Origin of the sequence: Rheinheimera sp. 1928-s, assembly GCF_029269265.1 — a bacterium.
Classification (GTDB): domain Bacteria; phylum Pseudomonadota; class Gammaproteobacteria; order Enterobacterales; family Alteromonadaceae; genus Pararheinheimera.
In genome coordinates this window covers 102,162-116,216 of sequence record NZ_JARIXP010000004.1, presented here as the reverse complement: position 1 = coordinate 116,216, position 14,055 = coordinate 102,162, and the positions used below count along the sequence as shown (strand labels likewise).

The window sequence follows — 14,055 nt, the reverse complement described above, 5'->3', positions numbered from 1 at the left end:
ACTTTACTCTGATCCGAATTCAGTTTAACGGCCTAAATATTTATCCAGTGTTTTGTATAAACCCTGCCACATGGTTTGGTTTTTCTGCTTCAGTTTGGCTGCGTTGTCGGCCAGACGAGGAGCAATTTCTTCCTGTTCGGCCAATAGCTGACTGACTTTTTGTGTCAGGCTGACCGCTGAGAGTTTTTCCAGGCAGTAATCCGCCATACCAAAATCAGACATCATGGCGTGGTATTTGTGGCTCCAACTGGTGGCAATACAAGGTACGCCCTGACTCAGCGCATTAATAGCACCGTGGAAACGCGAGCTGATAGCGACAGAGCTTTGGCCGATAAAAGCTTTGACTGCCAATGGGTCTTCAATCTGAATAATTTCACAAGGCGCTAAGCGGGCTATTTCCTGACACAGCAGCTGATCTTCTTTGCCTTCGTGATTCACCAGTACTACTGCATAACCTAACTCGACCAACTGATTGGCTGCAGCAGCAAAAGCTTCGACATAGTTAGTGCGTTCGGCTTCAGCATTGGCGTGGTTAAACTTAGACACCACTTTGCTGTTAGGAATTAAAGCAGCAAATTTGCCTTCAATTTCAGGCAAAGCAGTGGTGCTGTGACCTTTTAAACCTACAGTAAAGTCAGGAGTTAATTTAACCGTATCCGGCAGATTGGCTTCACAGCTTTGCAGGTGGCTGAAGGACACTGGGTCGCGCACATAAATCAGTGCTGCGCTGTGAATAATGTCACGCATCGCTGCTTTGCTTTCGTCGCTGCTAAAAGGCCCAAAAGCCTGTGGCATAAAGACAAAAGGTTTACCTGCATCTTTAAAGCGTTTGACTTCACGGGCTGTGTTTTGCAGAAACTTCAAAGGCCACTGGTCGCCATAAGCAAAACCGCTGGCTTCTAAAATCACGTCAACATCACGTTCTGTCACCATGCCATAACGTTTCATCAGATTACGTAATGAACCTGGTAGCTTGCCAAACCATGGGGTTAAATCCAGACCTTTACGGCGGAATGACACCTTTTGCCATGCGCCTAACAAGGCGCGTTCACGATAGGGCAGGTTAGGACCAGGCGATAATACCAACTCTGTGTTGTTTAAGGTTTTTAAACCCTGCAGGCAGGCCAGCAACATCAGGTAAGCGCCTTTATTGCGGAACTGCACACCTTTGATTTCGACTAATAAGGCTTTTGATTCAGACATAAGTTAATAACTCCGTAGCGGTTTTCTTCTCGGAGTGAGGGATCAACGCCTGCGGATCAGGGTAACCCACAGCAATCAGCATCACGACTCGTTCGAAAGGTTGTAATTTTAATAAGCGGCCAATTTTGGCTTCATAGTTTTCTATATCAGGCCAGTTGATGGAACACGAGGCCAGGCCCATAGTCTCCAATGCCAGCATCAGTTGCATATTACCTAAGCTGGCGTCGATATAAATCACATGGCGGTCACGCTCAAAAGGATAAGCACTTAAGTCACCGACCACAGCAAGCAGGGCAGGAATGCCATTGGCATAACCCACAGTGCCCATAGGCAAGTTGGCTAACTTATTCAGCATCTCGCCTTCAGTGGCGGCGATATAACGAAACGGCTGACGGTTACAGGCACTGGGTGCCTGAGCTGCAGCGGCAACCGCTTGTTCCAGCGCAGCTTTAGGCACGCTCTGAGGTAAAAAAGTACGGACTGAACAGCGCTGCTGACACAAAATTAAAAACTGCTCGTAGCTGATGTCAGCTCTGGGTCTTTGTTCGTAAGGTGCTGGTGCAGAAGGACGGCTTTGTGCTAAACGTGGGGTGATCTGGGCTTTTAAGGCGGCAAAAGTCTCAGGTTGACTGGCACCTTCTGGCCATTGTGTGACAGAGAAGTAGCTATCCATCACATCGTGACAGTATTTCAGCAGTACTAAATCCAAGGCCTGATGATCGGCCAACAGGTTTTGCAATGCAGTTAAAGTTTCGTCAATATAATCCAGCGCAAACAAAGACTTGCGCGGCACCATGCTTAAACCTTTTTCCAGCCTGTGTATATTACGGCGTAAGATAACTGTCGCTATGCTGCTGCTTTCTTCATGCAGATGATAGTGATGCCGACCCGCCGCAGTGGCATGTTGCTCACGGCGAAAATGCGGGTTAAAAAATGCGTAATACAGCGTTGCCGCCAGACGGCTTTTGGCTGCGTAAGGTAATAGCACCTTATCGAGCTTTTGCCTGATTTGTTGGAGTTGTTTTTTCATACCGTCTCTTTCTCTACCACCACACCGGACCTTTTTACCTTGATCAGTTGCCATAACTGACGACGGGTTCTGCCGGAAAAAAATAAAAAGAAAAATGAAGCGTAGGCATAAGAAATCAGCGTTGCCCAGGCTGCACCATCAATGCCCATAATGGGGATCAACCACCAGTTCAGCAGCACGTTTAACACAGCTCCTACGCCATGACTGGCCAGAGATAAAGGCTCCTGGCCGGTAATGATTAAATGTTGTCCTATCAGGTAACGGATAAAAATAAACACACCGGCCCAGATATGAATTTGCAGTACTGAAATACCTGCCTGAAATTTTTCACCAAAGATCAGTGGTACCAAAGGCGGTGCCACAATAAATACAACCACAGCTATGGTCAATGCCATCGCAAAAAAGTAACCAGTGTATTTACGCAGCAATAATAAATAACCTGACCAGCTGACCTGATGGCTTTTCAGAAGCTCAGGATAATAACGCACTGCTAATGTCGCTGGTATGACATACCACAGCTCTGAAATGCGGCTGACAGCGGCGTAAACACCAGCGGCTTCAATATCAATCAGGCGTTCAATCATAATCAGATCAATCCGCAGATAGACCACAGATAAAATACCAGAGACCCATAACCAGCTGGAGCGGCGCAATAACTCCTTGCCATGTTGCCAGTTAAACCAGGCCGGTGTTAAACGGCCGGAGTCTTTGTTGTGACCTTTATAAATCTGATACTGCAATACGCCGACAGCGGCAAACTCCAGACCTACAATCCAGAACAAAGCGCCAATACCTAAGCCATACCAAAGCACTGCCAACTTGGCGACCAGACCCAAAATCCCCAACGCCAGTTTGCTGTAGGCGAGGGTGCGGAAATGGCCTAAATAATTCTGGTGGTATTCAAATAAAATAAAAGCATTAAACAGCTGACCGACAAAAAGCACCGCAGCGCCCAACTGATAAGGTTCAAATTCTGTTGGCAGATACCAGCTAAAACCGACAAACATCAAAGCAGCAAATACAAATCCTGCTATTAATCGAAGCCAGGTGGCAGTAAATAAGATCTGCTGGCCTGTGCGTGGGTCAGTGGCAGACTGCACCGACTTTTGCACCAGATTGTTTAACCCTAAATTGGCTAAAGGCGCTAAAAATGCGCTCCAGGTCATGACGATAGCGTAATAACCTGTGGCTTCCGGCCCCAGCATGCGCGCCACAATAATAGTGATTAACGCACCTGCAGCCAGCTTGACTAAACGTTCACCTAACAGAGCAACGGCTTTGGCTTTGGCAACTTTAACTAAAAACTTAACCACGTCGTTTCGCTTTGTAACGTTTAATAGCACGGGTAATGCGCCAAATATGCTGCAAAGTGTATGAATAAACACTGAATACTATCAGGAACAACAGCAACATAATTAAATCAGGCACCATCAGGTATTCGCCAATGATGCCCAAAGTCGCCAGCATACAGGAGAAACTACTGATCACCACTAACGCCTGGCGGGAATTTAAGCCAAGACGCAGGAAGATATGATGCAAATGCTCACGGTCGGCTAAAAAGGGCGACTGACCTTTACGAATACGGCGCAGCATAATAGCCACCATATCCATCAGCGGTACCGCAATCACCCAAAGGGCAGTGACAGGGCGAAAGCTGGCGGTATCACTTTGGGTGCCGATGATTAGTAACCAAATCACGGTTAAACCAATCAGCATACTGCCGGCATCCCCCATAAAAATCTTACCTTTGCCTTTGCCAACCACATCCAGGTTAAACAATAAATAAGGAATAAGCGCAAAGACCAACACCATAGGCAAGACCGCATGCTCCAGCTGGCCGCCCATCCCCATCATCAAAGTGACAGAGACAAAAGTAACACCACTGAGCATGCCTGCCAGACCGTCGATGCCGTCAATCATATTAAAGGCATTAATGGCGGCAATGACGGCAATCAGTGTGATGGGAATACCCAGGTAACCTAAAGTGACATCGCCCAGCGAAAACAAATTACCTAGATTACCCAAATGCAGCTGCAGGCCATACACCATGGCTGAGCCAATCAGCAACTGGACACAAAGCCGTAATTTGACGCTCAGGTCCATAAAATCATCAAACACCCCCAAAATGACAATAGTGCCGCCACAAAGCAGGTAGTAATAATGAACATCTTCTGGCAACCCAAACCAGGCTAAAGTCAGTCCAACGCCAGTGAATATAGAGATGCCACCTATTAATGGCACAGAACCTGTGTGCTGCTTACGGCCTGCAGGCTTGTCCACCAGCCCCACTTTGACAGACAAAGGGATCAGAATAAAAATGGCGGCTAAGGTAAGAACAAAGGTGGTAACAAACAGTTGCAGATGTTCTGTCATGTGGTTTCCATCGGCTTTTTGGCCTGAAATAATGCGAACTGACTTAAACTAAATTGGCCTGATTATAGGTGAAGAACAGGGGACTGACTACGGCACTCCGGAGATAAAATTGAAAGGAATAACGACTTTGTCAGAAAATAATGCTCTAATTGCTATTTCTGTCACACTTGCTGTGACCCTATAACGTCCTGACAGATTTTTACGCTGTGAATCAAGACGTTGGCGAACCCTATTTCTTTAGAAGAGCTCCGATCTTTATGGTTTTTATCCATCAGGAGTTGGGCTGTTGACGCAGGATACCGGCTGTGACCAAAGCAGTATTGATTATCACCAATATGGGACCTAAACCCTCTGCACCTTTTCAGGGCCAGTTTGTAAAAAATCAGGTACTGGCACTACAGCAGCGTCAGACATTGGCCTATTTTTATATGAGCTGGCATAACGATAGCCTGCTGAACAGGTTGTTGAAATACCCGGTGCTGTTTGTGCAGTTTTTCTGGTCTTATATTCTGAGTTTTAAAAGCTTCGATATTATTCATGTGCATTTTTTTTACCCAACCATCTGGCTGGCTCTGGCTTACAAATATTTGCGCAAACCTTCGGTAAAAATAGTCGTCACTTGTCATGGCAGTGATATTTACCATTATCAGCCTTTTAGTTTTTTATACCGCTGGTGCTGTGGTTTTGTCGATCAGTGGATTTTTACCAGTGAAAAACTGCAGGCGAAAAGCTATACGGCAGCCCCTAAAGCCGCAGTATTATCTGCCGGTATTGCGCAAATTTATGCAGATGCACAACAACTCAGCAGAACAGAAAAAGACATCGATCTGCTGTATGTCGGAGCTTTGGATAAAAACAAAGGCATGGACAGGTTAATTGCTTTGTTACCGCAATTGGCTGATAAAACCATTTATGTGGTAGGCACAGGGGGTTATCAGGCGCAATTTGAGCAGTTAAAAAAAGATTACCCAAATTTGCAGCTGGCAGCGGGTCAAAGTGCAGAACAATTAAAAGCTTTGTATCAGCGCAGCAAATGTTTTCTAAGCTTGTCGCGTAATGAATCTTTTGGCCTGGTGATGACGGAAGCCATGGTCTGTTATACACCGGTGATTGCCACCCTCACTGATGGTTCGGCAGAGCAGTTGGGTGCTGACTCATTTTGGGTGTTAGATCAGGCAGATGAGCAAGTTTTGCAACAGAACTTGCTGAAAAAAATTCAGCAGCTATTAAGTTTGTCAGACTCAGACTATACCGCATTGCAGCAGTCAGCTCATCAGCACGCAAAAGACTGTCTGGTCAATGATGTGGCGGCAAAAATACACCAGATCTACAGGGATCTGGAGTTATAAAACAAATAACTATAGTGAAGGTAAATACAAGCATGGCAATTCAACCTGAAGTAGTCCCAGTGGGTGGCATAGGGGTGATGGCATTCAGCGATATGGCTGAGCTGGTCAATTACGTTATTCAGGACGATGGAACTGTCTTTGCAGGTTCTGCTATTGCAATGAACCCGGAGAAGGTGATCGCTGCCAGTAAAAATCCTGAGTTGATGGGCATTCTGAATAAGGCTGATATCCGTTATGCCGATGGTATGGGTGTAGTGAAAGTGATGCGGCGTAAATTAGGCCGTAAAGTCGAACGTATTCCAGGTTGTGAATTGTGGCAGGCGTTAATGGCCAAAGCCGCTGTGACTAAAACGCCGGTGTTTCTGGTGGGTGCCAAGCCACAGGTGATGGCGGAAACAGTTGAAAAACTGACGGCCATGGGCGTCAATGTGGTGGACTCGCAAGACGGTTATTTTAAAGATGAAAATGAACTGATCCGCCGTATAGCTCAAAGTGGTGCCCGTATTGTCACTGTAGCTATGGGGTCGCCCAAGCAAGAGATTTTTATTGGTAAATGCCAACAGCAATTGCCTGATGCCTATTATATGGGCGTTGGCGGTACTTATGATGTGTTCACAGGCCATGTGCAGCGAGCGCCGGCTTTATGGTGTAAGTTACATTTAGAGTGGGCCTACCGGCTGTTATCTCAGCCGTCCCGTATTGGTCGTCAGTCAAATCTGGTGACTTATGCCTGGTTATATTTAACCAATAAGCTCTGATAAAAACCATTAGAAACAGAGAGAAGCATAGTGCAGCAACAGTCCGCTTTACCTTTGATCAGCGTCTATATGCCCACTTTTAACAGGGTAGATATGGTGCAACGTGCCATTGCTTCAGTGCTGGTGCAGGATTACCCCAATCTGGAGTTACTGGTGGTGGATGATGCTTCCACAGACAGTACCTGGGAGACTTTAAACCGTGTTTATGCTGATGAGCCCAGAGTGCGTCTGTTTCGTCAGGACAAAGGGCAGGGCGCTTGTGCGGCCCGTAATCTGGCGATAGCTGAAGCCAAAGGTGAGTTTGTCACTGGTCTGGATGATGATGACGAGTTTTTACCCCATCGTCTGACGTCCTTGTATCAGGCCTACGACGATCAGTATGCTTTTGTCTGTTCCAGTTATTTTTGGGATTACGGCACTATCCGCAAGCAACTTTATCCTGAGTCGGCCATTGTAGGTCTGAACGAACTTTTGGATGTGCATTGTTTATCCAATCAGGTGCTGGTAAAACGCAGCCGCATGCTGGCGCAAGGTGGTTTTGATATTGGGCTTGCCGCTTTTCAGGATTATGATATGTGGATCCGCTTAGTCGCTGCATACGGCAAAGCCCTACGTTTGGCCGAAGCTACTTATGTGGTGCATGTCGGGCATGAGCTGGGCCGTATTACCACTTCACCTAAACGCTTGGCTGCACAAAGTTATTTTGTTGAAAAACATCTGCCGTTGATGAATGAGCGGAATATACAAAACCAGCAATTTTATCGTTTGGTGATGGAGCAGCAACAGCTGTCTTTTGGTCGTTTGCTGTTTTTCTGCCGTTATGGATTGTGGTCAACGAAGATCCGTTATTACCTGAAACAAAAATTACAATGGGCGATTAAATTCCGTCAGCAGTTGTTGAGCAAAGGCATTAAAGGGTTGTTTTCGAGAAAATGAGTCAGAATTTATTAGCTCATGCCAATTTTGTTAGTTTGAGTGCTGTATTACTCAGACGCTTCTGGTTGCTGTTGCTGGCCGCAGCAGTCTTAGGTGCGGCGGCTTTGTATATAGTGCAACTCAGCACTGCGTTACGTTATCAAGCGACTGCTGTGGTGACTTTAACCGACTGGCAAACCGAACGTTTAACGCGACGTGATGATCCGAATGACAAAAATCCGGCCAATGTGGGAGGTGCTTCCGCTGATGCAGTATCCAGAGCCTTATTATGGTTAAAAGACCCTGATTTTTTTCAATCACTGGCACGTTCTGCCAATGCGGAGCAGTTGAGTGTGGAACACAAAAGACGCGGTAATCTGGTGACTTTAAAGTGGCTCAGCAATTCAGCAAGCAATGCAGAAACTGAACTGGCTTTAGTGATCAAGCTGTGGGATCAGCGTTGGCGTCAGCAGTTTATTCAGCAAAAACAACAACAGCTGACGAACTTACAACAACTGCCTGTTACGGATCTGATGCAACAGCAGAAAGATCGTACAGAATATGAACTGGCGTATGCGAAAACAGCTCAACCTTTTGCATTGCACCAGTTACAAAGCCCTGAAGCACCACAACAGAGTAAGAGTCCAGCCTTATGGCTGATGTTATGTTTTGGTGGTTTTTTTGGTTTTAGCTGCGCTTTTATTGTGTTGATGTTATGGCGACTTTAATGCGGCTATCTGTCCGTTTCCAGCAAGTGTTGCCGCTGGATAAACTGATCCTGTTATTGTGCAGTTGCTATTTATTAGTCGATGCTTTTAATGGCTTTTTACTGAATCAGTTTGGCCGTAGTTTTGGTTTGTCTGCGCTCTACAAGCTGCTGATCCTGAATCTTATGCTGACCAGCTTAAGCCTGCGGACTGCAAAGGCCTTTTTGCTGTTTCCAGCCCTGTTTGTGCTGCTGATGCCAGGGCCTTTTTATAGCTGGCTGCAATTGGGTGGTTCTTTAGCTGCAGATATGGGTTTGATGCTCAAACTGATTTCCCCTTTTATCGCCTTTTATTATTTGCTCAGTCTGGCCCAGTTGGACAAAGCCTTTGCGTTGAAATCCATGCATCAGGTTTTTGTAGTTAATTATCTGATTGTATTAGTTAACTTTGTTTTGGGTGCTCTGGGTTATGGCTACACCTCTTATATGCCGCAGGAACATCTGACTCAGATCGATTTGGGTAGCAAAGGTTTTTTTAATGCGGCGAATGAGTTGTCTGTAGTGCTATTGGTGTTATCCGCCTGGTTATTGCAGTACTACTGGCATCAGCAAAAGCTAATTTTTTTGGCGGTAGCTGTCAGCTCTGTGTGGTGCGCCAGTTTAATGCTGACTAAAACGGGTTTGCTTGGCACTGTGATTTTGGTGTTATTGATCCCACTGATGCCGCTGCTTATCCGTCTGAACTGGTCGCGTTTGGCACTGATGTTACTGCTGTTGATGGTTACGGCCGCCCTACTGATGTGGCAGGCGCCTTTACTGTTAACTCATCTGGGGCTGGCTGAGAAATTACAGCATATTTATCAGCAACAAGGTTTACTTGGTGTCTTGTTATCGAACCGCGACAAATATGCTGCAGAAATCTGGCAGGTGGTGAGTTTTTATTACAGCGAAGGCCACAGGTTTTTTGGGGTTGGGCTTATTGGCGTATCAGAACATCTGTGGAAGTACTGGGCTGAGTCGGATCCTTTTGATTTATTTATCTTTTATGGTGTCGCTGGTTTGATGTTTTTTTTGTGGATTTTTACAGGTTTTATTGCTCAGAATTTAAAGTTAATCCGGCTTTTTTCCAGCGATTTAGCTGCAACTTTAGTGTTGTTAAATCTGTTATTGCTGTTGGTGGCCTGTATTGCAGGTCATGTCATTAGCTCTGGTATGTTATGGCCGGTCTGGGGTTTTATAAATGCAGCGGCGTTGATCCATTGCTCTGCTGACACAACATGCAAAAAGGCGGAGCTTGCGCATGTTACGCAGTGATTTTGCGCAAAAGCTGCTGAATAACAGTCTGGCTCATGGTCTGAACTTTGGCTCCCGCTGGTTACTGAATCTGGTGGTTGCGCGACAACTGCTGGCGACCGATTTTGGTGTCTTTAGTTATGTCTATATGCTGGCGAACTTGTTTTTCCCAACCATAGCTTTTGGTGTCAGTTTTTACCTGATCCACTATTCCGCCAAACAGCAACACATCAGTTTGTTGTTCAACAGTCTGGTGCTGAGCTTTCTGGTGTTTTTGCTGTTGTGTCTTGGTGTGGTCGGTATTGATTATTGGATCAACGACAGCGTGCCTTATTACCTGTACCTGTTGAGTTTACTGATAGGCCTGGTTTGGGCTGTCAGCCAGGCCATCTTTTGTTATCTCAAAGGCCGGCAGCAGTTTTTTGTCGAAGTAAAATCTCAATTTGTCGGCGCTTTAAGTTTGCTGGTGGTGGTGGGGTTGTTATTCGGTGGAGTGATTACAGAACTGGATGCGATGCTCGAAGCTGTGCTGGTCGCGAGTTTGTTGCCTGTGGCTATGGGGCTGAATGTGCTCTGGCCTGAACTGAAAGCTGGTGTTGGCCCTTATCTGCGCAATTTCAGCACTTACTTTGGCTGGCAGGATATACGGCATCGGCTGCATTTTGCATTGCATGATGTATTCGCCATCATTATGAGCAATATTCCTTTTATCTTTCTGGCCTTGTTTAGTACTTTGCTGGCATTGGGGCAGTTCAGAAAACTCTTTATCTTGTTTATGCCAATCACATTATTGCCGGTGATTTTTTCGCAGGTGTTTTTAAGTCGTTTAAGCCGCCTGACCGATCTTGGCACTAAGCTGCAGTTTTTCCGTAAAATTCTCCTGTTCACCTTACCTCTGTTGTCTTTGCCATATTTGCTGATGTGGCCCATAGGTGACTGGATGTATCAGATCTCCTTTAATGAGGCATTGGATCCAGAGCATCTGCTGATGCTGCATCTGGTATTAGCGACCTTGTGGATCACCTTATTGAAAACTTACTTTGAAGTGCTGCTGACTTCATTAGGTGCCAATCAGTACAAAGCCATGTTGGTCACTTTTGCTGTGGTGTTTACAGCGCTGGCTTATTGCTGGTTTAACTATAAGCTGACAGTGGAATTAACGGCCTGGTTATTTTTAGCTGGAAACCTGTTAATCACTTCGATGCTGGTAATAGCTTGTTTGTGGCAAATCAGAGTGCAGCAAAAGCGTCAGACAAAAAGCACGGCAGGTTAGGCAATGGCTTCCCTTGTGCTATGGTTAAATTCAGTTCAGTTTAAATAGAGCCGGGGTTGTCGTGTGTAAAGTTGTGATCATTGCGGCTTTGTTCTGCTGTCAAAGCTTAATCGCAGCGCAGGTAACCTGGCTTAAAACAGACTGGCCTCCTCATCAAATCACCACTGGAGTTTACCAGGACCAGGGCACCTTTGATGTGCTGCACAAACTGTTGATCGCACAGCTGCCTCATCTGACACACCAGGTCAAAGTTGTAAATTTACCCCGACTGGAACAGGCTTTTTTGCAAAATAACTACAGTGTTTGCAGCTTTGGCTCCATTTTCACTGAAAAAAGAGCAAAAACCCGTTGGTACTCTAAAGCCGTGACTGTACTACCTGGTTTAGCTGTGCATTTTCGGACTTCAGCAGTACTGCAACAGCATGCTGCTATGCAAGCTGATGGCAGTATCGACATACGCCAACTGGCGCAAGATAAGACCTTACTTGGAGCTTATCAGCCTAACCGTTTTTATCCTGCCTCTGTAATGGATGCTACGCAGTACGCTAATTTTATTCCTCATGAGTTTACCAGTGAAGTGAATGCTGCAGCGCTGCTGTTATCAAAACGAGTTGACTACGTGGTGGAATATCCGGAGCGGATGGCCTTTTATCTGAAACACTATCCACAAAAACTGCAGATCCAAAGCCGGGCAGTGGTGGATGCGTCGCCTTATGTGGTGTCTTATATTACCTGCAACAAAAGTCCGGCTGGGCAGCAATTGATCACTGAAATAAACCAAGCGCTGATGGCGTTGTGGCTAACACCAGCGTACAAAACGGCGATGTTCAGTTGGGTAGACGCTAGCAATACAGACCGATTAGAAAAGGTCTATCAGGATTATCTGCGTAAATCAGCGGCAACAACTGAACACTGAATCAGAGGTTCTGCATCCAATGGAACAAACTAAAAAGGCCGGTGATTTCACCGGCCTTTTGTCTAATTTATCAGTAGTGGCTGATACTTAATGAGCTGAGCGTAACGGGCCTACCACGTTAATCAGGCTGTTTTTACTGAAATCTAAATCGCCGAAACCTTTGTGGTTCACCAGGATCACAATAATGTCGGCTTTTAAACCTTGTGCTACAGACACCAGTTCAACGTTTGCAGCCAGCTTGTTGGTTTGTTCCACGTTCGGCTCTACCGCATAGATTTTACCCTGATAAGCTGCGGCTAAATCATTGACGATGTGCAAAGCCGGGCTTTCACGTAAATCGTCGATATCAGGCTTAAAGGCCAAACCAAAACAGGCCACAGAAGGTTTATGCAACGCGTGATTAGCCACAGTAGATAAAATTTTCTGCAGTACCCATTGAGGTTTAAAGTCGTTCACTTCACGGGCTGTGCGGATCAATTTCGCTTGCTCTGGTGCTGAGTGCACGATGAACCATGGATCAACAGCGATACAGTGACCACCAACACCAGCGCCTGGCGTCAGAATGTTTACGCGAGGGTGGCGGTTCGCCATTTTAATCAGTTCCCAAACGTTAATCTTCAGCTCGTCACAGATCACCGACAACTCGTTAGCAAAGGCTATATTGACGTCACGGAAGGCGTTTTCTGTCAGTTTTGACATTTCGGCGGTGCGGGCGTCAGAGAGCAAGCATTCACCTGTCACGAAGGTTTGATACAGAGCTTTGGCTTTTTCAGAGCAGGCTGGTGTTAAACCACCGACTATACGGTCATTGGCAATCAGCTCATATACAACACGACCAGGTAACACGCGTTCCGGGCAATAAGCGACGTGAATGTCAGGCTGAGATGAATCTGTCGGTACTGTTAAATCAGGGCGGGCTTCACTTATCCACTGGCAAATTTTTTCAGTGGTACCAACAGGACTGGTCGATTCCAGTACAACTAAGTTGCCTTTGGCCAGCACTGGCGCTATAGATTTCACCGCCGCTTCAACATAAGTTAAATCCGGTGACAGATCATCAAAAAATGGCGTAGGCACTGCAATCATAAAGGCATCAGCAGCTACAGGGTTCGTTTGGGCTGATAAATAACCGCCCGTGACAGCGGCATGCACCAGCATGTCCAGCTCAGGTTCCACAATATGAATTTTACCCTGATTGATGGTATCTACAGCGTGTTGATTCACATCTATACCAATAACCCGCAGCTTGCGAGAAGCCAACATGGCCGCTGTAGGCAGGCCTATATAGCCTAAACCAATCACCGATACCGTTTTAAACATACTGAACTCCATTAACCTGCACTATTGGTTTTTATTTGCCGACATCTTATCACAGCACGCCAGAAAGCTTAGATGACAGATGGCTGCTGTTGAAGAAAATTTTTAATAAAATAACAGTGTTAGCTGAATGGTGACTGATTAGGTCTGTGGTATCGTGGCTACCAGTTGCTGATACAGTTCAGTGGAAGGAATCAAAGTGAAAGACTTTTTAGAACCTTTTTTATATCCGCAGAATATATTTCTTTGGTTATTTTTTTTCGCCTGCTTGTACTACCGCCGCAAAGGCTTGTGGTTGCTGCTGATTTGGTTTTATTTAACTGGTAATACGCTGGTCGCCAATCAGGTGCGGGAATGGTACAGCTCGCAGATCAGCACAGCTGAATTACCTGTCAACTTTGATGGTGATTATGTGCTGCTGGGCTGTGGTGGCAATGAACATAGTTTGCCGGATTGTGCTATCAACAGGATCAATCAGCTGTCTTTAATGATTAATGCGCAGCAACGCCCGGTCCATGTTTATATGACTACGCTTTACTGCGCGCCTTACGAGGCCTTGTTAAAACAAAAAACAGAGTATGCCGCTATTTCGTGTTTTGATGGCGGTCCAACGACTTATCATGAGTTTGCAACCTTAGATAAACAGCTGGATAAAACTAAAAATTATTTGTTTATCAGCAGCGACTACCATGCGCTTCGAGTGAAGAAATTATCGCAAATGCATCAGTTGAATGCGCAAGTCTATGCAGCTTCCAGCGCTACTTTCAGGCCGGTAAATTGTGGCTGGAACTGTTTATTCACGGTGAACCTGTCGAACTATGATTTGTTTTCAAAGCTGGCGGCTGAAACCGCAAGTTTGCAGGTGTATTGGCTGACTAAAGACTGGACTGAGTGGTATACCCCGCGTTCTTGAAGCTGCAGC

General features: G+C 45.9%; 13 protein-coding genes. 8 read left to right on the top strand and 5 right to left on the bottom strand.

Annotated features, from left to right (window positions below):
- Nucleotides 1-24: 24 nt before the first annotated feature.
- From P3C17_RS10845 to wecA, 4 genes are read right to left on the bottom strand one after another with little or no spacing between them, the layout of a single operon-like run.
- Nucleotides 25-1,203, bottom strand: coding sequence for a polysaccharide pyruvyl transferase family protein (locus tag P3C17_RS10845; protein WP_300929460.1), 1,179 nt, complete (start codon nucleotides 1,201-1,203; stop codon nucleotides 25-27).
- Nucleotides 1,196-2,233: a nitroreductase family protein gene (locus tag P3C17_RS10840; protein ID WP_300929459.1), complete on the bottom strand. Its 1,038-nt coding sequence runs from the start codon at nucleotides 2,231-2,233 to the stop codon at nucleotides 1,196-1,198. The genes P3C17_RS10845 and P3C17_RS10840 overlap by 8 nt, the downstream gene beginning before the upstream one ends.
- Nucleotides 2,230-3,546 carry a flippase gene (locus P3C17_RS10835; protein ID WP_300929458.1) on the bottom strand — a complete coding sequence of 439 codons (1,317 nt, stop codon included), beginning with the start codon at nucleotides 3,544-3,546 and terminating at the stop codon, nucleotides 2,230-2,232. The genes P3C17_RS10840 and P3C17_RS10835 overlap by 4 nt, the downstream gene beginning before the upstream one ends.
- Nucleotides 3,539-4,606 carry a UDP-N-acetylglucosamine--undecaprenyl-phosphate N-acetylglucosaminephosphotransferase gene (gene wecA, locus P3C17_RS10830; RefSeq protein WP_300929457.1) on the bottom strand — a complete coding sequence of 356 codons (1,068 nt, stop codon included), beginning with the start codon at nucleotides 4,604-4,606 and terminating at the stop codon, nucleotides 3,539-3,541. The genes P3C17_RS10835 and wecA overlap by 8 nt, the downstream gene beginning before the upstream one ends.
- Before the next feature lie 305 nt (nucleotides 4,607-4,911).
- Between wecA and P3C17_RS10825 the strand changes: the two genes are divergently transcribed.
- The 7 genes from P3C17_RS10825 (at nucleotide 4,912) to P3C17_RS10795 (ending at nucleotide 11,816) form a co-directional block, all read left to right on the top strand.
- A complete protein-coding gene (locus P3C17_RS10825; protein WP_300929456.1) occupies nucleotides 4,912-5,955 on the top strand; it encodes a glycosyltransferase family 4 protein in 1,044 nt (347 codons plus the stop codon).
- Between the two features lie 32 nt (nucleotides 5,956-5,987).
- A complete protein-coding gene (locus P3C17_RS10820) occupies nucleotides 5,988-6,713 on the top strand; it encodes a WecB/TagA/CpsF family glycosyltransferase (protein WP_300929455.1) in 726 nt (241 codons plus the stop codon).
- A 30-nt stretch (nucleotides 6,714-6,743) separates the two neighbouring features.
- Complete coding sequence (locus P3C17_RS10815) at nucleotides 6,744-7,649, top strand: glycosyltransferase (protein WP_300929454.1); 906 nt, start codon at nucleotides 6,744-6,746, stop codon at nucleotides 7,647-7,649.
- Nucleotides 7,646-8,356: a hypothetical protein gene (locus P3C17_RS10810; protein WP_300929453.1), complete on the top strand. Its 711-nt coding sequence runs from the start codon at nucleotides 7,646-7,648 to the stop codon at nucleotides 8,354-8,356. Before P3C17_RS10815 ends, P3C17_RS10810 begins: the two co-directional genes overlap by 4 nt.
- The gene (locus P3C17_RS10805) at nucleotides 8,356-9,648 is read left to right on the top strand and encodes an O-antigen ligase family protein (protein ID WP_300929452.1); all 1,293 of its coding nucleotides are present in this window, start codon (nucleotides 8,356-8,358) and stop codon (nucleotides 9,646-9,648) included. The genes P3C17_RS10810 and P3C17_RS10805 overlap by 1 nt, the downstream gene beginning before the upstream one ends.
- Nucleotides 9,635-10,900, top strand: a complete 1,266-nt coding sequence (locus P3C17_RS10800; RefSeq protein WP_300929451.1) for a hypothetical protein — start codon at nucleotides 9,635-9,637, stop codon at nucleotides 10,898-10,900. Before P3C17_RS10805 ends, P3C17_RS10800 begins: the two co-directional genes overlap by 14 nt.
- 61 nt (nucleotides 10,901-10,961) lie before the next feature.
- On the top strand, nucleotides 10,962-11,816 hold the full coding sequence (locus P3C17_RS10795) for a hypothetical protein (protein ID WP_300929450.1): 855 nt from the start codon (nucleotides 10,962-10,964) through the stop codon (nucleotides 11,814-11,816).
- An 87-nt stretch (nucleotides 11,817-11,903) separates the two neighbouring features.
- Here the strand turns inward: P3C17_RS10795 and wecC are convergent, their stop codons facing one another.
- Nucleotides 11,904-13,136 (bottom strand): UDP-N-acetyl-D-mannosamine dehydrogenase, encoded by a 1,233-nt coding sequence (gene wecC / locus P3C17_RS10790; RefSeq protein ID WP_300929449.1) that lies wholly within the window; start codon nucleotides 13,134-13,136, stop codon nucleotides 11,904-11,906.
- Between the two features lie 196 nt (nucleotides 13,137-13,332).
- On the opposite strand from wecC, the gene P3C17_RS10785 reads away from it, so the two are divergent.
- Entirely contained in the window at nucleotides 13,333-14,046 is a 714-nt protein-coding gene (locus P3C17_RS10785; protein ID WP_300929448.1) for a hypothetical protein, read from the top strand.
- The last annotated feature ends 9 nt before the right edge of the window (nucleotides 14,047-14,055 follow it).